The organism is Sodalinema sp. (assembly GCF_046483825.1).
Classification (GTDB): Bacteria; Cyanobacteriota; Cyanobacteriia; order Cyanobacteriales; family Geitlerinemataceae; genus Sodalinema.
In genome coordinates this window covers 1-18,756 of sequence record NZ_JAWOCL010000138.1, presented here as the reverse complement: position 1 = coordinate 18,756, position 18,756 = coordinate 1, and the positions used below count along the sequence as shown (strand labels likewise).

The following is an 18,756-nucleotide window of genomic DNA, read 5'->3' as shown; positions in this document are numbered from 1 at the left end:
GCGATGGATGGTTTAATTTTTGGGATGATTGTCTGTTTATTACTGCCCATTTATGAGGCGTGGAAAGCCGATGATATTTGGCAAAAAATGCTGGCATTTTCAAGCATTGAAACCAAATCATCAATTATCATTTTGGCGATTTCAGTCTCTCGTGATGATTGGATGATTGGTCTAGTTGGGGTAATTATTCTCAGTGTTGGCAATGCGGCCTTAATGCTATTAGCCAATGTTATAAAACGGGCAAATCGTGCATCAAGTCGAGGGTTTTATGGTTGATTTTTTGAGCTATTTCTGTCTTGGATTTGGACTTATTTTGTGGTTTTGGGGAACCTTTCCCCTTCTGGGTCGGCGCTCGGTACTCTTTAAACTCCATAATCTTTCTATCTCCGATATTCTGGGGTCAATGAGTATTGTTGTGGGACTGGCGTTAAAGATTCCTCGCGAGTTACCCCTGTTAATTTTAGCCCTACTTTCCTTGGCAATTTGGAATACAATTTTGGGCTATGTGTTGGCCTACTGCACTCGGAGGACTGTTGAGGATGATTGAGTGGTACATTTACATTATTGTGGCCTTGCTGCCGTTGACGGCGGTCATGTTGGTGCGATCGCAAAACCCCTATCACGCTCTCGTCATTCGAGGCATTTTAGGAGCGATCGCCGCTTTAGTCTATGCCGTTTTGGGAGCCGCCGATGTGGCTTTAACAGAAGCCTTAGTCGGGACAATGTTGGCGATTACCCTCTATGCGGTGGCGGTGCGTTCATCTCTGGTCTTGCGATTAGGGGTGCAGGAATCTGAGTTTCAAGGAGATAGCTGCGATCGCTTTTGGGGCTTACTCTGGCGTGAATTGAGCGGCATTTTTGACAGCTACTACTTACGATTAGAACTGGTCACCTATGCCAGTCCCGAAGAGTTACATCAAGCCTTGCACAATGAAGACATTCATGCGATCGCCGAAACCACCAACCCAGAACCTCCCGTCGAGGGGACCCTCGAAGCCGAAACCAAACCCTTCATTGTCACAACCCGAGTTCGCCGAATTTATGAGTTGATGCAAACCGATCTAGCCCTAACGAATCCTCGTTTGCTGTTGTCCTCTGACCGATCCGATGAGCGATCGGATGACCGATCTGATGTGGGAGTGAATCAAGTATGAAATGGCTCTACTTAGCCGCCGTGGCGGCGATTTATCTAAAGTTTTTACTACTCCCCAATCTCAGCTTAGACTCCCTAGACCCATCGGCAGTGGAGTTGGTTGTCGCTGATAGTGGCGTTCCCAACGCCGTAACGGGGATTATCTTCCGCAATCGTCTCTATGACACCATTTTTGAAGTGGTGGTGTTCACCATCGCCATTATGGGGTCAAAATTCCTGCTGGCCAACGAACATCCCCTGAGTGAAGTCCATCAATTTCGCGATCGCCCCTCCATCGTCTTAGCACGACTCGGCGCCCTCATTTCGGCCCTGGTGAGTATCGAGTTAGCGATTCGTGGACATCTCAGTCCCGGAGGCGGCTTTGCGGCCGGGGTCGCGGGAGGAACCGCCATCGGCTTGGTGGCCATTACCTCCAACGCCGAATGGATGGAAGGAATTTATAAACGCTGGCGAGCGGCCTTAGCTGAAAAACTCTCGGTCTTAGTGTTTATCCTCCTAGCGACACTCACCTTAGTCGGATTTGCACTCCCCCAAGGAGAATTAGGAGGCTTAATCAGTGGGGGAATTATCCCAATGATGAATCTCCTGGTGGCCTTTAAAGTGGCTCTCGGGTCTTGGGCCGCCATTTTACTGTTTATCCGCTACCGAGGCCTATTTTGAGGGTCAGGTTCAGACTGGACGACTGACCGGCCTAGGGCGGGTTACAACCGCTACAATGGAGAGGTGAGATCTTGGGTGAAGTTGTTTGTTGCCAGAGTTACAGGCGGTTCAGCCATCCACCAAAGCTGTTTAGCAGATTAAAGGGATAGTTTCATGCAATCAGGTGCGCGAATTGGCTCGCTGTTTGGGATTCCGCTCTACATTCATTCATCTTGGCTCCTGATTTTGGCCTTATTCACCATTGCCAAAGGCGTTGCTTGGCAAGAAACCTATAACTGGGGTGGAGCCATCCCCTTCGTAGCTGGCTTTATCAGTTCCCTGTTGCTGTTTGTCTCAGTGGTCCTGCATGAACTCGGCCATAGTTTAACGGCTCAAACTCAGGGCATCAAGGTCAACTCCATTACCCTGTTCCTATTTGGCGGAGTTGCGGCCATTGATCGGGAATCGAAAACCCCAGGACAAGCCTTTCAGGTGGCCATCGCCGGGCCAGCCGTGAGTTTTGCCCTCTTTGTGCTGCTGTCGCTCCTCGTCTCGATATTACCGAGTGGCTCAACACCAGCGGGAGTGTTGTTGGGCAATTTAGCCACAATCAACTTAGTGCTGTGTCTGTTTAATCTTATCCCTGGCTTACCTCTTGATGGGGGACAAGTGCTCAAAGCCGCCATTTGGAAAGCAACGGGCGATCGCTTCAAAGCCGTCCGTTGGGCTGCCCAATCCGGGGTTTTTCTGGGAACCGGGGCGATCGCCTTTGGTTTATTTGTGGCCCTAACCGTTCCCGGGTTCACCGGAGGCTTCTGGATGGCCCTGATTGGTTGGTTCATTCTGCAAAATGCCAACAACTATGGCCGCATCACCCGCTTACAAGAACTGTTGATCAATACTCCCGTCAGCGAAGCCATGACACGACAGTTTCGGGTGGTCGATGGCCAGATGACGATTCGTGAGTTTACGGATCGCTACCTGCTTTCGGAACTCTATGACGGACAATCTCAGCATCAACCCTATTTTGCCGCCTCCAATGGACGTTATCGTGGCGCGATTGACCCCCAAGATCTGCGGACGATTGAACGATCGCGCTGGGAGATGCAAACCTTGGAAACCATCGCTCATCCAATCTCGGAATTAGTGACCCTCCGCGAAACCGCAACGGTGTTGGATGCGATTTTGCAATTGGAGCGATCGCAGCTTCGGGAGTTGACCATTTTAACCCCAGCCGATGCCGTTGCTGGGGTCGTGGATCGAGCGGGGATTGTGCAGACGATCGCCCAGAAAACGGGTCTGGCGATTCCCAAGGCTGAGGTAGAACGGATTAAAACGGAAGCTCGTTATCCGGAGAATTTTCCCTTGGTGGCGATCGCCAAATCGATCCCCTTGGATTCCTAATCTTGGCTACCCTGTTTTGGACTCGTTATGACCTTTGAGCCGCTTGAGTCTAATCCGAAAAATGTGGACGAAGATGTAGACGACAATCTGGACGAAGGGGGAGACTCACCCGCCAGCCATCCTTGGTTTGAGGCGGGCCGCTTGTCCTCACCCGCGTCTCCACCCGCGTCTTCACCCGCGTCTGAGGCCACCTCCAAAGCCTCGCCACCGCCCGATGACTCCTTACGCCAACGGCTGACTCGCTGCTTATCCCTGGAGGCTGAGTTAGCCAATCTCGCCGCCTTGCGAGAACCGGCGCCCTTAGAGGGACGCACTCACTCGGCCGCCACAATCGCTCCGGCCTCGATCGCGGGCGATTTACAGGAGTTGGCCCGTCAGTCTCTTGAGGCTTCCTCACCGGAGAAGCATCAGGCCTTAGCGGCCGCCATTGCTCTCAAGGAAACGACTCTCGAACGTCAATTTTGGCATCAGGTTCCGCCGGCCTTGAGCCATCGCCGCTCTCTGGCCCCCCTGATCGAAGCGATGAGCGATCGCCAATTACAGCAAGAAGCGCAGATGCAGCAGGGGGCGATCGCCCTATTAGTCGAACAACTACCCCAAACAGGTCTCAACAGCCGCGAGTTTGACCTATTCAGCCATGAGGCCCAATCCCTCCTGGGAACGCTTCTGGAGATCGAACGCCGCCAGGGAGTGATTGAGTCGTTGCTGGTGCGCGATCGCACCCTCCCTGGGGCCATTATCACCTTCTCCATTCTCTACATCCTGGCCGCCGTAGCTCTCATTGTTCTCTTCGTCGTCTTTTGGGGCCATGGATTTGTCGTCGAGAGCGTGAGCCAGCAAACATTACCCCTGATTGGCATTCCCTGGCCCGTCTTTGTTTGGAGTTTATTCGGCAGTCTGGCGGCTATTCTGGCCCGTTTCCTCTATCATCCCTTTCGCCGCTTGCGTGAAATGACGCAATGGATGCTATTACGCCCCATTCAGGGGGTTGTCTTTGGGGGAGCGAGTTATTTTGTCTTGGATGCGCTCTTGTCGTTGCTGACGCCATTCGAGTCGGAAACCCCACTGTCAATGACGGATGAGGCGATTTTGCTCTTGTCATTTGGGGTGGGGTTCAGCGATCGCTTGGCGATGATTGTCTTCCGTTGGATGTCGCAGACAGAGGCTCAAACCCGCTGATTGTAGGGGAGTCTAGCCAGCAACCGGGCCATCATGCAGGTGTTGGAGACGCCCGCAAACAGCAATCCGGCCCCGACAAAACCACTGAGGAAGAGGAATCCCGGAGCGACAAACGCCCCGAGTAAGGTTCCAATCAGCACCAAGGAGCCGGCCACGATTTGCACCTGGCGCATGATGCTAATGGGGGCATTTTTGTTAACGAGGGTAGGATGTCCGGCTTGTTTCCAGGCGTTCAAGCCGCCATCGAGGTGGCTCACTTGCTCAAAGCCAGCCGCGAAGAGCTTTTGCGCCGCTTGAGCGGAACGATTGCCACTTTGGCAATATAAGACAAAGGCGCGATCGCCGGGAATGTCCGCTGGATTGAAGCGAGACAGCGGCATCAGTTGCGCACCGTCAATCTTCTCTCCGGCGTGTTCGGAGGGTTCACGGACATCAATTAAGAGGGTTTCGCCGGCCTCCAACTGCTGTTTGAGCTGGGTTGGATGGAGGGAATTGAGTTTATCGGTGGGGTTAGACGAGATGAAGGTCATAGATTTAAAGGCAATAGAGGGAACATTGAACAACAGGAAAACCCTGATCTTGATTGTCGTGGTTACCTGGGTCTGAAAGCATCTACCTACAGCTAGAACAACCGTTAGGCGATACAGCCACTCTAGCTCATTCTATCATATGGTAATAAAACTCCGCGACAAAACCCCTAACCGGCTGGTTAGGGGTTGACAAAGCATCGGAAGTGTGCTATAGGCTAGAGGGATCTAGTCAGCGGGAACCAAGAGGTCTTCTTGAGGTTCTTGGCTTTTGATCACCACTTTACCCTCATCATCCACATCCACGAGAGCGCCGTCGCCATCTTGAATCCGGCCCGAGAGGATTTCCTCCGCGAGACTGTCTTCGAGGAGGCGCATAATGGCCCGACGTAGGGGACGCGCACCGTAGCTGGGGTTGTAGCCTTCTTCGACGAGGCGATCTTTGAATTTCTCCGTCACCTTGAGATCAATGCCTTGTTCCAAGAGACGGGCAAAGACTTCCTTGAGGAGAATATCGCTGATTTCCTTGACTTCCTCTTTGGTGAGTTGACGGAAGACAATGATTTCATCGAGACGGTTGAGGAACTCGGGACGGAAGTATTGCTTGAGTTCTTCGTTGACGAGGTTGCGGATACGGTTGTATTGCGCTTCCGTCTTGTCGTCGTCGAACTCGAAGCCGAGACTGCCGCCACCTTTCTCGATGACCTTAGAGCCAATGTTGGAGGTGAGGATAATCAAGGTATTCTTGAAGTCCACCGTGCGCCCTTTGGCGTCGGTGAGGCGACCATCTTCAAGGATTTGCAGCAGCATATTGAAGACATCGGGGTGAGCCTTCTCAATCTCATCAAAGAGAATCACCGTGTAGGGACGACGGCGCACCGCTTCGGTGAGTTGTCCGCCTTCGTTGTAGCCTACATAGCCGGGAGGGGAGCCGATGAGTTTGGAGACGGTGTGACGTTCCATATACTCAGACATATCCAGGCGAATCATGGCTTCTTCTGAGCCGAAGAAGTAGGAGGCCAGGGCTTTGGTTAGCTCAGTTTTACCCACCCCAGTCGGTCCAGAGAAGATGAAACTAGCAATGGGACGGTTGGGGTTCTTCAAGCCAACGCGAGCGCGGCGAATGGCGCGGGAGACGGCGCGGACGGCTTCATCCTGACCAATCAGTCGCTGGTGCAGGGTTCCTTCCATATGCAGCAGTTTCTCGGACTCGGACTCGGTGAGTTTGTTCACCGGAACGCCGGTCCAACTGGCGACGATATGGGCGATGTCTTCCTCGCCGACGGTGGGAGAATCTTCGTTGCTGCTGGCGGTTTCGTTTTTGCGGCTTTGGGCGATGGCCTTGATTTCGGCTTTGATTTCCATTTCGCGATCGCGCAGGCCCCCGGCTTTATCAAAGTCCTGAGAGCGCACCGCGTCGTCCTTGTCCTTGAGGACTTGGCGCAGTTCCTTGTCGAGTTCCTTGGCGGCGGGGGGAAGTTGCGATTCGAGCAGGCGCACCCGCGAGCCAGCTTCATCGATGAGGTCAATGGCCTTGTCGGGGAGATAGCGATCGCTGATGTAGCGATCGGACAATTTCGCGGCGGCTTCTAGGGCCTCATCATCAATTTTCAGCTTGTGATGCTGTTCGTAGCGTTCCCGTAAGCCGTAGAGAATTTCGATGGTTTCATCCACCGTCGGCTCACCGACCATCACCGGCTGGAAGCGCCGTTCTAGGGCAGCATCGCGTTCAATATGCTTACGATACTCATCCAGGGTGGTGGCACCGATACATTGCAGTTCACCGCGAGCCAGTGCCGGTTTAAGGATATTCGCGGCGTCGATGGCTCCTTCAGCGGCCCCGGCTCCAATCAGGGTATGCACCTCGTCAATGACGAGAATGACATTGGAGGCTTGGCGAATCTCATCCATGATTTTTTTGAGGCGTTCCTCAAACTCACCCCGGTATTTGGTCCCGGCGACGAGCAACCCGATATCAAGGGTGACGACCCGCTTTTCTTCCAAGATATCGGGGATATCATTGGTGCAGATGCGTTGGGCCAGACCTTCGGCGATCGCCGTTTTTCCGACCCCCGGCTCTCCAATCAGGACGGGGTTATTTTTAGTGCGGCGACCCAAAATCTGAATCACGCGCTCAATTTCTTTCTGACGACCCACAACGGGATCGAGTTTTCCTTCACCGGCCAATTGGGTGAGATTGGAGCCAAACTCATCCAGGGTCGGGGTTTTGGTGCGGCCTCCACTCGAACCGGCGGCCACTTCAGCCGTCTCACCGAGCATCCGAATCACCTGAGTGCGAACCTTGGAGAGATCGACGCCGAGGTTTTCGAGAACCCGAGCGGCGACGCCTTCTCCTTCGCGGATCAGGCCCAGGAGCAGATGTTCAGTGCCAATGTAATTATGACCGAGTTGGCGGGCTTCTTCGAGGGACAGTTCCAGAACTCGCTTGGCTCGGGGCGTGAAGGGGATCTCCACGGCGACGAAGCCCGAGCCTCGACCGATAATTTTCTCGACTTCGATGCGAGCGTCTTTTAAGTTCACACCCATCGATTTGAGGACTTTGGCGGCGACGCCGGTCCCCTCACCGATTAATCCGAGGAGGATTTGCTCCGTACCCACGAAGTTGTGTCCCAGGCGGCGGGCTTCCTCCTGGGCGAGCATGATGACTTTAATGGCTTTTTCTGTAAATCGTTCAAACATGGCTTACTTCCGATACCGAACAGTGTTTAAGGCGGGGGACCCGTTCCACAGGCGCTAGTTGTCGTGCTTGAATTAGCATAGCAAACCTGACTCAAGTCTTGCTACAGACTTCCTCTTTCAATTTGATCGATGAGGCTTGCTCCAGTGTTTTGACGGGATTTAACAACGTCTTAAGATTTTTCCGCCCCAAGCTTGAATCCGCTGTTGAATTTGCTGATCCCATTCCTCTAATTTTTGTAAGAAATTGCGATTTTGTAGCCCACTTAACCACAAAATTAACGCATCATCCCCATTGGCATAGTAACGCCGTCGCCGTCCGGCTTCTTGAAAGCCAAATTGTTGGTAGAGCGATCGCGCGGCCCGGTTCTCGGCGTTGACTTCTAGGGTGGCCCGGGCCAGTTGGCGATCGCGGGCGGCCCGCAACAGTCCCCAGAGGAGTAACTGTCCGAGTCCCCGGCGGCGCTGTTCGGGGTGAACGGCCACAAGGGTTAGATGGGCTTCATCGACGATGGCCCAAAGACAGCCTAGGGCCAGCAATGAGTCGGGGTGATCGCGGTCTTCGATCCCCAGAAGAATACTATTGGGGCTATCGAGTTCGCGTCGATAGCCCTCTTCGGTCCATAATCCCCCGAAACAGAGATGATCGAGAGCCAGGATTGGGCCGAGATGAGCTTCAGTGAGGGGATGGAGCGCCAGACGAGTCACAACAGCAAAGGACGACACAAGACGATAGAGAAAACAATAGCCCAACCAACACCTAAACCCACAAAGGATTCAGCATTGGTAGCCCTTGATCGTACACTAAGAAGGGATGGGTTGAGCGATTGCCCTCGATGTCGCCGGCAGCACCCTCGACGTTCACGGATCCCTTAACCCTCATTACAGTATTACTTGTCCCTCTCTCACTTCTATGGTCTCGACTCCTTCTCTTGACAAACCCCAATCTGGTCGCAGCTTTCTGGACCAGGCGATCGCCTCATCTTCTCCTAATCAAAGCCTTGTCCCCCTCACCACCCGTCTCGGTGACCATGAGTCCTTAGAAATTGGGGGCTGTGATGTGCCGACGCTGGTGCGTCGCTTCGGCTCTCCTCTCTACATTTTGGATGAAACGACCCTGCGGACGGCCTGTCGTCAATATCGAGATGCTTTTGCTCAATACTATGACGGCGAGAGTCTAGTGCTGTTTGCCTCGAAGGCTTGGAGTTGTCTAGCCGTCTGTGCCATCGTCGCCAATGAAGGATTGGGAGTCGATGTGGTCAGTGGTGGGGAACTCTACACGGCCCTCAACGCCGGTGTGGCTCCCGATCGCCTGTATCTGCATGGCAACAATAAATCGGCTCAGGAACTCAACTATGCCATCGAGGCGGGGATCACGGTGGTGGCCGATAACTGGCAGGATTTACAGATCTTGGTGGAGTTAATGGGCGATCGCCGCGATCCCGTGCGGCTGATGTTACGCTTCACCCCCGGCATTGAATGTCATACTCACGAGTACATTCAAACGGGCCACATTGACAGTAAGTTTGGCTTTGACCCCGACTCTCTCGATGCGGTGTTGCAGTTTGTCTCGCAACAGCCGAGTCTCAACTGTGTCGGTCTCCATGCCCATATTGGCTCGCAAATTTTTGAGTTGCAACCCCATCATGATTTACCTGAGGTGATGGTGTCCTGGCTGCAACGGGCGCAATCGTATAATCTACCGGTGACGGAGTTAAACGTCGGTGGAGGACTGGGGATTCGCTATACCGAAGATGATGATCCCCCGAGTATTGATGCCTGGGTTAAAACCATCTGCGATCGCCTCACCCGGGCCTGTCGCGAGGCTAATCTCCCCCTACCGCGCTTGCTGTGCGAACCGGGGCGATCGCTCATTGGCACCGCCTGCGTCACCGCCTACAGCATTGGCGCTCGTAAAACCGTTCCTGGGGTGCGAGATTATATTACGGTAGATGGAGGAATGTCGGACAATCCTCGGCCCATCACCTACCAATCCCGGTATCGTGCTGTGGTGGCGAACCGCATGAGCGCCGCCGCCACCGAAACGGTAACCATTGCCGGGAAACATTGCGAATCAGGGGATGTCGTCATCGCCGATGCCCAACTTCCGGCGACCGAAGCTGGAGATATTCTCGTCGTAATGGGAACCGGGGCATACAATTACAGTATGTCGTCGAACTATAACCGACTTCCCCGCCCCGCAGCGGTCTTGGTCTGTGACGGAGAAGCGAACCTGATTTTACAGCGAGAAACCTACGCGGATCTACTGCGCCAGGATTGCTTACCCGAACGGTTAGTCGCAAAGACTCCTAGACCCTAACGCTTCGGCTGGTAACGGGCCGTTAATCCGTTATCCCGTCCCGAGTCACCCACTCGGGAACGGGCCGTTGACGATGGACTTGGGTAGCGAGCAGTACGAGGAATATCCAGAGTTCAATGGAATCTCTGTGGCAGCAATGGTTAGCAAATTCGAGCGAAACTCAGCCCGCGCTGTGGCGCTTGATTCAACAATCCTGGGTCATTATTGACATCGGGTTGGTCTTTGTGCTGACCTATACAATTCTGGTGGTCGTCAGCGAGCGGCGGACCCTCTGGATGGTACAAGGGTTAGTGTTTTTGATTGTGGCAGCAGCGGTCGGTAATGCCCTCAACCTCAGTTTGCTGCATTTTGTGTTAGATAAAATTGCCATTATTTCAGCGGTCGCGATGGCGGTGACCTTGCAATCTGAGTTTCGGCAACTCCTCGAACAACTTGGCCGGGGCGATATCTCGGGATTATTTCAATCCTCTCGGGATAGTTTGCCCAAATCTGACAGTATTGTCGATGAGGTGGTTGATGCCGTCAAAGAACTCTCGCAAAATCGCACCGGTGCCATTATCGTCATGGAGACTCGGCAACCGATTGACGAACGAGACTTTTCAGTGCCAGGTGTTAAACTGAATGCCGAGGTCTCCAAGGAACTCCTACAAACGATTTTTCAAACCAGTACTCTGCTCCATGATGGTGCGGTCTTGATTCGGGCCTCGCGCATTATTTCGGCCGGTGCTATCCTACCGCTGTCGGAACGGAAGGCGTCACGCCAGTTGGGAACACGCCACCGGGCGGCTATGGGGATTACAGAACGGGTCAAAAATTGTGTCTGTGTGGTAGTTTCAGAGGAAACAGGGTCAATCTCTTTAGCGGAGCGAGGGACCCTCAATCGTCCCTTGACCAGTAGTAAACTCAAGGAACTCTTAGAGGCTTACTTTTCAACGAAAGGTGATGGGGAAGTGGTCGCCCCCAACTGGCGCAACTTGACCCGCCAGTTAAGTCATAAAGGGGGGTCGGCCATCTCTCGATTTTTCGGAGTTGCGCCTTCGACGCCCAAGGATAAACAATAACGACCGTTTTAACGAGCAAGCGAGCATATACAATGCAGGGGTTAACGTCCGGAATGCGATCGAGTTCATGGCTGATGAACGCGGGTTTGCGGTGGTGATTGAGGAAAATAATATGAGTGCGAAGCCAACCCTTTTAGGAACGTTACCCACTGACCTCGATCCGACGCGATTGCCCAAACATGTTGCTGCGATTATGGATGGCAATGGACGTTGGGCGCAGCGTCGGGGATTGCCACGTCTGGTGGGCCATCAACGGGGGGTTGATGCCTTAAAAGCCTTAGTCCGCTGTTGTGATGATTGGGGGATTCAGGCGTTAACGGCCTATGCGTTTTCGACGGAAAACTGGGGACGACCTCTCGAAGAAGTGGATTTCCTGATGATGCTGTTTGAGCGGGTGCTACGACAGCAGTTGAAGGAGATGATGGAGAAGAATGTCAAAATTCGCTTTGTGGGCAATTTAAGTACGCTTCCGGCCTCACTCCAGCGGGAAATTGAAGCGGCGATGAGTCAAACGGACGGAAATTCAGGGATTCAGTTTACGGTAGCTACAAATTACGGTGGCCGCCAGGAAATTCTGGCGGCCTGTCAGGAGATTGCTAGGCAGGTGCAGCGGGGGGAACTGGCCCCTGAGGAGATTGATGCGAGTCTGTTTGAACAGCATCTCTATACGGCTGGGGTGGGTGACCCGGATTTACTGATTCGTACCAGTGGCGAGATGCGGATTAGTAATTTTCTACTCTGGCAAATTGCTTATGCTGAGTTGTATGTGACGGATACGCTTTGGCCGGAGTTCGATCGCGATGCGTTCCGTGAGGCGTTGCTGGCTTATCAACGACGCGATCGCCGGTTTGGGAAGGTGAAAACGCCTTCGATTTAGGGGGGGAAGAAGGGAACAGGGAACACCGGAACTGGGAATAGGGCCTAAAAAAAGCCCGCTGGGGGCGGGCTGAGGATGAAGGACTGAGGAATCGGTTATAGGCTTCGATTAGCTGTCGCTGGTTTCGGCTTCGAGTTGTTGAGGTTCACTGTCACCGAAAACATTGACTTTGACTACCCGATGGACAGCTTCAGGGGCTTTGGGAAGGGTGAGCGTCAGTACTCCGTCTTGGTATTCGGCTTTGGCGTCACTGTTGGTGACAGGAAGGGGTAGGCTGAGGGTACGACGGAATTTGCCCACCGGGAACTCGCTGTAGAAGCGTTTGTTGTCTTCACCGGGTTGGGGCTTGTGGTACTCGCCGGCGATCGCCACGCTTTCACGGGTGACTTCAATGTCTAAGTCTTCGCGGTTGATCGCCGGGAGTAACGCCCGCAGAATGAAGGCATCTCCTTCTTCTTCGAGTTGGATGGGAATTGACCAGTTGCGAGAGTTGTCTTCTCCGGCAATTTCGTTAAAGGCGCGGTTGATTTGACGTTCGAGGCGTTCGAGTTCGTTGAAGGGGTTAAGCGTGTAGAGTTGCATAATTGATGTCCTCCCGATTTTCTTTTTTGAACTGCCTGGGGGGAGAGGCGTGTTCTCCCTCCGCTGTTGTTTTTATTGTGTCGTTTCTATTAGGAAACTGAAAGGCAGACAACCGTACTGAAAAGATGTTACTTCCCGAATTTCGGTTGACAACACTATGAGATTGGAGAACCGAACAGGGGGAAGAAGGGAGGGAGGCAAGAGGCAAGAGGCAAGGGGCAAGAGGCAAGCTAGCAATAGGGCTATCTGGAGTGGGGTGAGGTTCGTTTCATTACATCTAGGATGAGCGATCGCCCGTACTCTAGTAAGAGCCTATACCTGATCACGCCGATGAATTGGTTTATTACTGATGATGGAGACTGCCAGTCTCTCGAATTCCAGTCCTGGGACCCCTATCGCCCGTACCGCCTCTATCGATTCTTGACGGAACTCGAGGATATTCTGGACGAAATTACGAGCGATCGCCAACGCCTAGAAGCGATCGCCCCTCGGGTCTGTGAGTTCCTGGAAACGGCAACCTGGCTCGATAGCGCCTATGTTCCCCCGGATGCGCAACGGGGTTGGTCTGTATCCAAACTCTATACTGAACAGGACTACCCTCTCACCGTGCAACTGGTGTCTTGGAAACCGGGGGCAAAATCCACGATTCATAATCATGCCACTTGGGGCTTGGTGGCGATGTTGAGTGGTTGTGAACGGAATCACTTTTGGCGACGGACTGAGGGGGACGCCATTGAAAAAGTGGGCGATCGCATCGTCTGTGAAGGGGAAATGATCACCTTTAGCCCCGGTGCGATTCATTCGATTGAAGCCTTAGGGGATGAACCGACGATTTCCTTTAACCTCTATGGGGAAACCGATTTCCCGAAACGCTTTAAGTTTGATGCGATCGCCCAAACGGCGGAACATTTTTGAGGCGGTTTAAGCCATCACCATGCCACCATCGACATTTAGGGTTTGTCCGGTCATATAAGCGGCCGCCGGATCAGCCGCCAGGAAACGAATCAGGCCGGCCACTTCTGTGGCTTCGCCAAAGCGTGCCAAGGGGATAAACTTGAGGATCTCATCGGCTTTGATGTCATGAGTCATGTCGGTGGCAATAAACCCCGGTGCAACAGCGTTCACGGTAATGCCTCGGCTGGCCAGTTCCTTGGCCACGGTTTTGGTGAAACCAATGACCCCGGCTTTGGCGGCACTATAGTTGGCCTGTCCGGGATTGCCCATTTGTCCGGCGACGGAGGCGATATTGATAATGCGTCCTGATTTTTGTTTCAGCATCAGTTTGGTGACGGCGCGGGTACAGAGAAACACTCCTGTTAGGTTGAGGTTGATCACCGCTTGCCAGTCGGCGGGCTTCATGCGCATTAACAGGGTATCGCGGGTAATGCCGGCATTGTTGACGAGGACATCGACTCGTCCCCAGGTGTCGGTGGCGGCTTTAATCAGGGCGTTGGCCTCGTCTTCTTGGGAGACATCGGCTTTGACGGCGATCGCCTCGCTTCCCATCGCCTGAATCTCCGCGACCACCTCCTCGGCGGCGGCACTGGAACTGGCATAGTTCACCACCACATTGGCCCCTTCGCTGGCCAAGGCTAAGGCGGTGGCCCGGCCGATACCTCGGGACCCACCGGTGACGATCGCCACGTTCTCGTTGAGGTGTTGCAAATTTGCGGGTAAAGCGTCCATAGCGTGTTGAATGTCCTTATTCTCGGCAAGAGTCCCTATTTTAAGGTCTGACGGTCTTTTGAGAAATTCCTCGGCTCAACCTCCCTCGTCGCCTTGCCCACTTAGGTCAGCTGAACCGCGACAACTCAACTCCGGGACATCAATTGGCGAAATGGTGGCGAAATGGGGCGAAATGGGGTTGACAAATTCAATGACATCCTAAATAATGGTAAATCGCGGACGAAAAAGCCGCACCATCTAAATATGCGGAACTGGCGGAATTGGTAGACGCGCTAGATTCAGGTTCTAGTGTTCGCTTAGGACTTCCGGGTTCAAGTCCCGGGTTCCGCATTCTGGAAAACAAAACAGATCTGAAGAAGGGACCACCTCGATTGGGGCTGTCCCTTTTTTTTGAGGTTCTCAAAGGTAACGGGAGCGAAAACCAAGCCAGATCCATACAAGCATGGCTTGATTCTCCATGCCATTGATCTGCGGGACGCGGGGTCAAGCGGATCGCCAGAAGGTAAGACGGGTCACTCCGAGGAGTCGAAAGCACTTCTTTGGGTAGGAAGCCGACACGGTAATCTTTGATGAGCGTGTTCGGTCGTTCACGACTGGACTTTGAGCCAACCTCGTCGGACAGCGTAGAGAAGGCGGTCAATGGTGGCTTGCTCATCTTGGGTGTAAGCTTCTTCCAATAGGAGAGTTCGGAGAACATGACGGGCATGAAGGCTAACATACCCAGATTGCCAAATTTGAGCAAATAGATCGTCAACGGAGTTTTGGGGAAGTTTAAACTGAGTGGGCATCATCTTAGCCGATAGTTCAATGCGGTCAACACTACTATCGATGATCTGCCAGGCAACGACCGTGACGCATTTCGCCTGAATCCGTGATACTGCTGAGGCGGTGAGAGTGATGGCAACATTCCCTCTCGTGTGAGTCATTGCCCCCAGCCTCGGTGATTGAGATCACATTAAGGAGTCGGGTTCACTCGGCCGCTTCTTGTTGGAGACAAGCGTCACAGAGGCCGAAAAACTCTAGGGTATGGTAGAAAATCTTGAACTGATGCTTGTCTTGTAGGCGATGTTCGAGATCATGGACGGGACATTCCCCGATGGGAATCGATGTCCCACATTGGAGACAGGTGAGGTGGTGTTTGTCTTGCTGGCGGGAACTGTAGAGGGATTCCCCGCTGGCGAGGGTACGAACTTGGACTAACCCTTCAAGTTTGAGGGACTCCAGAGAACGATACACCGTCGCTAACCCCATACTTTGATTTTGCTGACGCAATTTGACATAAATATCTTGGGCGGAGAGCGATCGCCCTTGAGTATTGAGCAAGGTGATAATTTTTTCTTGGGAACGGGTGCGACGGGTTTTCATGAACAAGATCTCAGGAGCTAAATGTGGATCGTTGGGGGACGCGATACGGTAACGTAGATTAGGTAGCACCTCCACTACCATTGTGCCAAGCATTTGATCATTGCCGTGAGTCAAACTTATCAAGCTCAAATTTATGTCACCCTGCGCCCTTCGGTGTTAGATCCGGCCGGGACAGCGGTGCAGTCGGGACTGCAACAACTCGGGTTTACGGGAGTTGAACGAGTCCGCATCGGGAAGTATGTCGAACTGACGGTTACGGCGGTCGATGACGCTGACGCGACGCAACAGGTGGATCAGATGTGCGATCGCCTCCTGGCCAATCCGACTATTGAAAACTATCGCTTTGAGGTGCAGGCGGTGACCGAATCAATATCCGAAGGAGTAACAGCATGAGATTCGGTGTCATTGTCTTTCCTGGCTCGAACTGCGATCGCGATGTTGTCTACGTCACCCAAGATATCCTCAAACAGCCCACTCGCAAAATCTGGCATCAGGATACGGATTTGTCGGATATTGATGTGGTGGTGGTTCCAGGAGGATTTAGCTATGGGGATTATCTCCGCTGTGGGGCGATCGCTCGCTTTTCGGCCATTATGCGATCGGTTCTCGATCATGCCAAGGCGGGTAAGCCCGTTTTAGGCATTTGTAATGGTTTCCAAATTCTCACGGAAGTGGGGTTGCTTCCGGGGGCGTTAGTTCGTAATCGGGATCTGCATTTTATCTGCGATCGCGCCCCCCTCACCATTGAACGTCATGATTGCCCCTGGACACAAGGCTATGGCGATCGCCGTGAGATCAACTTGCCCATCGCCCATGGGGAAGGACGCTATCATGCTGATGCCGAGACCTTAGCTCAACTCGAAGACCAAGGCCGGGTTCTCTTTCGCTACTGTAGCCCCTCGGGAGCGGTGGATGAGGCAGGAAATCCCAATGGTTCGTTAAATAATATTGCAGGGATTTGCAATGAAGCGGGAAATGTGCTAGGCATGATGCCTCACCCCGAACGAGCCGCCGACGCACAATTGGGATCAACCGATGGCTTAGGGCTATTTGAAGGGCTGCTTCAGAGTCAACGGGTGGCCGTCTCATCTTAAGATGGTGTTAAAGATGGTGTTAACGAAGATTTGGAGTTAGTGAACGATGGCAATCGAAGTAAAAGTCCCAGACATGGCTTGTGCGGCTTGTGCCAGTACCATTACCGAGGCGATTCAGAAGTTGGACGCGACGGCCGAAGTTCGCGCCAATTTGGAGACAAAGTTGGTTTCGATTGAGACCAAACAGCCTGATGAGACGGTGAAATCGGTGATTACTGAGGCTGGCTATACGGTAGAGTGAGGGAATCGGGAACAGGGTATTGACTGCCGGAAGGGGGCGACCATCAAGGTACGCCCCCACATCTTTTTTTACCTTTTTTTGCCGGGTCGCCCCTGTTCTTCTGACCTCAATTTATGTTAACAAGGTGCGAATCATACTTTGGGCTTGACTGCCGTAGCCGCCGCCGAAGAGATTGTAGTGGTTGATGATGTGATAGAGATTATAGAGGGTTTTGCGGCGATCATACCCTTCATCGAGAGGCCATTCGGCGTTGTATCCCTGGTAAAACGCAGCGGGGAAACCGCCAAAGAGTTCAGTCATGGCGATGTCGACTTCGCGATCGCCATAATAGGTGGCGGGGTCAAAAATGACCGGTTCCCCATCGGCGGTCACCGAAGCATTCCCTCCCCAGAGATCACCATGAACAATCGAGGAAATCGGATCATGGCCGGCTAAGAGTTGAGGAATCCTCTCAACTAACTCATCCGCCCCAGTAAAGTGCATTCCTTTGCGGGCCGCCAGACGCAGTTGAAAGCCGATGCGATGTTCAGCGAAAAACTCAGCCCAGTCATCAGTCCAGGGATTCATCTGAGTGGTGGCCCCGATGGTGTTGCTGCGATCCCAGCCGAAGCGATCGCGGGTTCCCGTGCGGTGCATTTGCGCCAGTTTGCGCCCCATCTCCTGCCACACCTGAGATCCCCCGCCCCGGCCTTGCAAGTCCAGATATTCCATCACCAGATAGGCGGAGTTTCCGGCTGTTCCCCAACAAATGGGTTTAGGAACGCGAATCGTGTGCGTCTCCCACATTTCCTTGACACCCACAGCCTCAGCAGCAAACATCTCTAAGGCTGAAGCCTGGTTGAGTTTAATAAAAAAGGTGCGGTTCCCGTCGGATAGGGTACTACTTTGATTGATGCAGCCACCACCAACAGAGCGGTTTTGAGAGATGTTAAAGGGTTCTCCGGTGGCTTGGCTAATCTCGGCGGCAATTTGCTCCCACATTGGCATTCCGGGTTTGGCGTTCCAGGGTGATAGTCCAGCTTCAGCCTAGGATATTCACGGGCTAACTTGCAAACCCAAATAGGTCAATACCAGTTCACTGTCGCCGGGATTGGCGATTTCATGGACTTCGCCCACATCCACGGCGATACAGGTTCCCGGTTCGAGGGGATAGACTTGTCCGTCAATGGTGATGGTTCGTGACGTACTCCCGACGCCGATCGCTAAGCGGTACGGCGCGGGCTTCTCCTCCCGTTACGGGATTCGCGTTTTATAGTGAGGCGAACGCCCAACCCCACTTTTTTGATGAGTACCCCAGAATTAACGTCCCGTGGCATAGACGCACCGCAATGCGGGCATTCATGCCAGCGGTCAGACAACTCCTTGGGAACTCGGTTGAGGCAAATTGCACAATGTTGGGATGTGCCAGCGGGGTTAACCTTCACAACCAACCGCCCAGCTTTGGCAGCTTTGTACGGAAGGATTTCGTTCAGGAACCCAGCTATCCCAGCATCAGCAAAACTTTTGTTTAGTCCCGACTTAGCCGATTGACCGTTGGGGAGGAAAGCTCCATCCTCACCCTGTTTTGGCTTATTGCGTCGGGCCAGATTGGAAACTTTCAAATCCTCCACAAAGATTACGTCAGCTTTGGCCACCAACTCGCCAGCCGTTTCAAAATGCCATTGCCGCCGCTGCCTCGCAATGCGTTGATGCAGCTTGGCAATACGCTCATTGAGCTTGCGACGTGGTTTTGAGCCTTTAGCCCTCGCATCTCGTTTAGCCTGGAGCTTAACCAACTTATCTTCGGCTTGCCGATAAAACTTTGGCGGCTGCTTCCTGGTGCCATCTGAGCAGGCGATGAAGTATTCCAACCCTGCATCGACACCAATGCTATTGGTTTCGGTGGGATGTATCTCGATCGCTGGCAAGTCAGGAACGCTCTTGTCTTCAAG

Annotated in this window: 23 protein-coding genes and 1 tRNA gene; 14 read left to right on the top strand and 10 right to left on the bottom strand. The window is 53.2% G+C overall.

Going from position 1 to position 18,756, the window contains the following annotated elements; all coding sequences use genetic code 11:
- Positions 1 to 3: 3 nt before the first annotated feature.
- From R6U67_RS08755 to R6U67_RS08730, 6 genes are all read left to right on the top strand, one after another.
- Positions 4 to 276 (top strand): hypothetical protein, encoded by a 273-nt coding sequence (locus R6U67_RS08755; protein WP_410252189.1) that lies wholly within the window; start codon positions 4 to 6, stop codon positions 274 to 276.
- Positions 269 to 547: a monovalent cation/H(+) antiporter subunit G gene (locus R6U67_RS08750; protein ID WP_410252188.1), complete on the top strand. Its 279-nt coding sequence runs from the start codon at positions 269 to 271 to the stop codon at positions 545 to 547. Before R6U67_RS08755 ends, R6U67_RS08750 begins: the two co-directional genes overlap by 8 nt.
- Positions 540 to 1,154: a DUF4040 domain-containing protein gene (locus R6U67_RS08745; RefSeq protein ID WP_410252187.1), complete on the top strand. Its 615-nt coding sequence runs from the start codon at positions 540 to 542 to the stop codon at positions 1,152 to 1,154. The genes R6U67_RS08750 and R6U67_RS08745 overlap by 8 nt, the downstream gene beginning before the upstream one ends.
- A complete protein-coding gene (locus tag R6U67_RS08740; RefSeq protein ID WP_410252186.1) occupies positions 1,151 to 1,813 on the top strand; it encodes a Na(+)/H(+) antiporter subunit B in 663 nt (220 codons plus the stop codon). The genes R6U67_RS08745 and R6U67_RS08740 overlap by 4 nt, the downstream gene beginning before the upstream one ends.
- Before the next feature lie 153 nt (positions 1,814 to 1,966).
- Positions 1,967 to 3,196 (top strand): site-2 protease family protein, encoded by a 1,230-nt coding sequence (locus R6U67_RS08735; protein WP_410252185.1) that lies wholly within the window; start codon positions 1,967 to 1,969, stop codon positions 3,194 to 3,196.
- 27 nt (positions 3,197 to 3,223) lie between these two features.
- Positions 3,224 to 4,375, top strand: coding sequence for a hypothetical protein (locus R6U67_RS08730; protein WP_410252184.1), 1,152 nt, complete (start codon positions 3,224 to 3,226; stop codon positions 4,373 to 4,375).
- On the opposite strand, the gene R6U67_RS08725 is transcribed toward R6U67_RS08730, so the two are convergent.
- From R6U67_RS08725 to rimI, 3 genes are all read right to left on the bottom strand, one after another.
- Positions 4,363 to 4,905: a rhodanese-like domain-containing protein gene (locus R6U67_RS08725; protein WP_410252183.1), complete on the bottom strand. Its 543-nt coding sequence runs from the start codon at positions 4,903 to 4,905 to the stop codon at positions 4,363 to 4,365. The genes R6U67_RS08730 and R6U67_RS08725 overlap by 13 nt on opposite strands.
- Before the next feature lie 225 nt (positions 4,906 to 5,130).
- Positions 5,131 to 7,602: an ATP-dependent Clp protease ATP-binding subunit gene (locus tag R6U67_RS08720; protein WP_410252182.1), complete on the bottom strand. Its 2,472-nt coding sequence runs from the start codon at positions 7,600 to 7,602 to the stop codon at positions 5,131 to 5,133.
- A 159-nt stretch (positions 7,603 to 7,761) separates the two neighbouring features.
- Positions 7,762 to 8,307, bottom strand: a complete 546-nt coding sequence (rimI, locus tag R6U67_RS08715) for a ribosomal protein S18-alanine N-acetyltransferase (protein ID WP_410252181.1) — start codon at positions 8,305 to 8,307, stop codon at positions 7,762 to 7,764.
- Positions 8,308 to 8,512: 205 nt separating this feature from the next.
- Between rimI and lysA the strand changes: the two genes are divergently transcribed.
- The 3 genes from lysA to R6U67_RS08700 all read left to right on the top strand — a co-directional run bounded on the left by lysA (position 8,513) and on the right by R6U67_RS08700 (position 11,857).
- The gene (lysA, locus tag R6U67_RS08710) at positions 8,513 to 9,919 is read left to right on the top strand and encodes a diaminopimelate decarboxylase (RefSeq protein WP_410252180.1); all 1,407 of its coding nucleotides are present in this window, start codon (positions 8,513 to 8,515) and stop codon (positions 9,917 to 9,919) included.
- 116 nt (positions 9,920 to 10,035) lie between these two features.
- Complete coding sequence (gene cdaA, locus R6U67_RS08705; RefSeq protein ID WP_410252179.1) at positions 10,036 to 10,980, top strand: diadenylate cyclase CdaA; 945 nt, start codon at positions 10,036 to 10,038, stop codon at positions 10,978 to 10,980.
- Between the two features lie 112 nt (positions 10,981 to 11,092).
- Positions 11,093 to 11,857, top strand: coding sequence for an isoprenyl transferase (locus R6U67_RS08700; protein WP_410252233.1), 765 nt, complete (start codon positions 11,093 to 11,095; stop codon positions 11,855 to 11,857).
- 108 nt (positions 11,858 to 11,965) lie between these two features.
- Here R6U67_RS08700 and R6U67_RS08695 read toward each other — a convergent pair whose 3' ends face one another.
- Positions 11,966 to 12,439, bottom strand: a complete 474-nt coding sequence (locus R6U67_RS08695) for an Hsp20/alpha crystallin family protein (RefSeq protein WP_410252178.1) — start codon at positions 12,437 to 12,439, stop codon at positions 11,966 to 11,968.
- Positions 12,440 to 12,769: 330 nt separating this feature from the next.
- Here R6U67_RS08695 and R6U67_RS08690 point away from each other — a divergent pair, with 330 nt between their 5' ends.
- Complete coding sequence (locus R6U67_RS08690) at positions 12,770 to 13,354, top strand: cupin (protein ID WP_410252177.1); 585 nt, start codon at positions 12,770 to 12,772, stop codon at positions 13,352 to 13,354.
- A gap of 6 nt (positions 13,355 to 13,360) precedes the next feature.
- On the opposite strand, the gene fabG is transcribed toward R6U67_RS08690, so the two are convergent.
- Positions 13,361 to 14,125: a 3-oxoacyl-[acyl-carrier-protein] reductase gene (gene fabG / locus R6U67_RS08685; protein ID WP_410252176.1), complete on the bottom strand. Its 765-nt coding sequence runs from the start codon at positions 14,123 to 14,125 to the stop codon at positions 13,361 to 13,363.
- Positions 14,126 to 14,370: 245 nt separating this feature from the next.
- On the opposite strand from fabG, the gene R6U67_RS08680 reads away from it, so the two are divergent.
- A tRNA-Leu gene (locus R6U67_RS08680) sits at positions 14,371 to 14,455 on the top strand.
- Positions 14,456 to 14,712: 257 nt separating this feature from the next.
- Here R6U67_RS08680 and R6U67_RS08675 read toward each other — a convergent pair.
- Both R6U67_RS08675 and R6U67_RS08670 read right to left on the bottom strand, forming a co-directional pair.
- The gene (locus tag R6U67_RS08675; RefSeq protein WP_410252175.1) at positions 14,713 to 15,051 is read right to left on the bottom strand and encodes a hypothetical protein; all 339 of its coding nucleotides are present in this window, start codon (positions 15,049 to 15,051) and stop codon (positions 14,713 to 14,715) included.
- 43 nt (positions 15,052 to 15,094) lie between these two features.
- Positions 15,095 to 15,490 (bottom strand): Fur family transcriptional regulator, encoded by a 396-nt coding sequence (locus R6U67_RS08670; RefSeq protein ID WP_410252174.1) that lies wholly within the window; start codon positions 15,488 to 15,490, stop codon positions 15,095 to 15,097.
- 105 nt (positions 15,491 to 15,595) lie between these two features.
- On the opposite strand from R6U67_RS08670, the gene purS reads away from it, so the two are divergent.
- Genes purS through R6U67_RS08655 form a run of 3 tightly spaced genes read left to right on the top strand, consistent with a single transcriptional unit; the run spans position 15,596 to position 16,825 of the window.
- A complete protein-coding gene (purS, locus tag R6U67_RS08665) occupies positions 15,596 to 15,883 on the top strand; it encodes a phosphoribosylformylglycinamidine synthase subunit PurS (protein ID WP_410252173.1) in 288 nt (95 codons plus the stop codon).
- Positions 15,880 to 16,584 carry a phosphoribosylformylglycinamidine synthase subunit PurQ gene (purQ, locus tag R6U67_RS08660; RefSeq protein ID WP_410252172.1) on the top strand — a complete coding sequence of 235 codons (705 nt, stop codon included), beginning with the start codon at positions 15,880 to 15,882 and terminating at the stop codon, positions 16,582 to 16,584. The genes purS and purQ overlap by 4 nt, the downstream gene beginning before the upstream one ends.
- Positions 16,585 to 16,630: 46 nt before the next feature.
- Entirely contained in the window at positions 16,631 to 16,825 is a 195-nt protein-coding gene (locus R6U67_RS08655; RefSeq protein ID WP_410252171.1) for a heavy-metal-associated domain-containing protein, read from the top strand.
- 111 nt (positions 16,826 to 16,936) lie between these two features.
- Here the strand turns inward: R6U67_RS08655 and R6U67_RS08650 are convergent, their stop codons facing one another.
- The 3 genes from R6U67_RS08650 to R6U67_RS08640 all read right to left on the bottom strand — a co-directional run.
- Entirely contained in the window at positions 16,937 to 17,806 is an 870-nt protein-coding gene (locus R6U67_RS08650; protein WP_410252232.1) for a fructosamine kinase family protein, read from the bottom strand.
- A gap of 54 nt (positions 17,807 to 17,860) precedes the next feature.
- A complete protein-coding gene (locus tag R6U67_RS08645) occupies positions 17,861 to 17,992 on the bottom strand; it encodes a hypothetical protein (protein ID WP_410252231.1) in 132 nt (43 codons plus the stop codon).
- Positions 17,993 to 18,027: 35 nt separating this feature from the next.
- A partial coding sequence (locus tag R6U67_RS08640; protein ID WP_410252170.1) for an RNA-guided endonuclease InsQ/TnpB family protein occupies positions 18,028 to 18,756 on the bottom strand: 729 nt, incomplete at its 5' end.

What these genes read in the sequence shown, in the direction of transcription:
- R6U67_RS08755 (WP_410252189.1), top strand. Translation starts at nt 4, where the DNA reads ATGGATGGTTTAATTTTTGGGATGATTGTCTGTTTATTACTGCCCATT.
- R6U67_RS08750 (WP_410252188.1), top strand. Translation starts at nt 269, where the DNA reads ATGGTTGATTTTTTGAGCTATTTCTGTCTTGGATTTGGACTTATTTTG.
- R6U67_RS08745 (WP_410252187.1), top strand. Translation starts at nt 540, where the DNA reads ATGATTGAGTGGTACATTTACATTATTGTGGCCTTGCTGCCGTTGACG.
- R6U67_RS08740 (WP_410252186.1), top strand. Translation starts at nt 1,151, where the DNA reads ATGAAATGGCTCTACTTAGCCGCCGTGGCGGCGATTTATCTAAAGTTT.
- R6U67_RS08735 (WP_410252185.1), top strand. Translation starts at nt 1,967, where the DNA reads ATGCAATCAGGTGCGCGAATTGGCTCGCTGTTTGGGATTCCGCTCTAC.
- R6U67_RS08730 (WP_410252184.1), top strand. Translation starts at nt 3,224, where the DNA reads ATGACCTTTGAGCCGCTTGAGTCTAATCCGAAAAATGTGGACGAAGAT.
- R6U67_RS08725 (WP_410252183.1), bottom strand. Translation starts at nt 4,905, where the DNA reads ATGACCTTCATCTCGTCTAACCCCACCGATAAACTCAATTCCCTCCAT.
- R6U67_RS08720 (WP_410252182.1), bottom strand. Translation starts at nt 7,602, where the DNA reads ATGTTTGAACGATTTACAGAAAAAGCCATTAAAGTCATCATGCTCGCC.
- lysA (WP_410252180.1), top strand. Translation starts at nt 8,513, where the DNA reads ATGGTCTCGACTCCTTCTCTTGACAAACCCCAATCTGGTCGCAGCTTT.
- cdaA (WP_410252179.1), top strand. Translation starts at nt 10,036, where the DNA reads ATGGAATCTCTGTGGCAGCAATGGTTAGCAAATTCGAGCGAAACTCAG.
- R6U67_RS08700 (WP_410252233.1), top strand. Translation starts at nt 11,093, where the DNA reads ATGAGTGCGAAGCCAACCCTTTTAGGAACGTTACCCACTGACCTCGAT.
- R6U67_RS08695 (WP_410252178.1), bottom strand. Translation starts at nt 12,439, where the DNA reads ATGCAACTCTACACGCTTAACCCCTTCAACGAACTCGAACGCCTCGAA.
- R6U67_RS08690 (WP_410252177.1), top strand. Translation starts at nt 12,770, where the DNA reads ATGAATTGGTTTATTACTGATGATGGAGACTGCCAGTCTCTCGAATTC.
- fabG (WP_410252176.1), bottom strand. Translation starts at nt 14,125, where the DNA reads ATGGACGCTTTACCCGCAAATTTGCAACACCTCAACGAGAACGTGGCG.
- R6U67_RS08675 (WP_410252175.1), bottom strand. Translation starts at nt 15,051, where the DNA reads ATGACTCACACGAGAGGGAATGTTGCCATCACTCTCACCGCCTCAGCA.
- R6U67_RS08670 (WP_410252174.1), bottom strand. Translation starts at nt 15,490, where the DNA reads ATGAAAACCCGTCGCACCCGTTCCCAAGAAAAAATTATCACCTTGCTC.
- purQ (WP_410252172.1), top strand. Translation starts at nt 15,880, where the DNA reads ATGAGATTCGGTGTCATTGTCTTTCCTGGCTCGAACTGCGATCGCGAT.
- R6U67_RS08655 (WP_410252171.1), top strand. Translation starts at nt 16,631, where the DNA reads ATGGCAATCGAAGTAAAAGTCCCAGACATGGCTTGTGCGGCTTGTGCC.
- R6U67_RS08650 (WP_410252232.1), bottom strand. Translation starts at nt 17,806, where the DNA reads ATGTGGGAGCAAATTGCCGCCGAGATTAGCCAAGCCACCGGAGAACCC.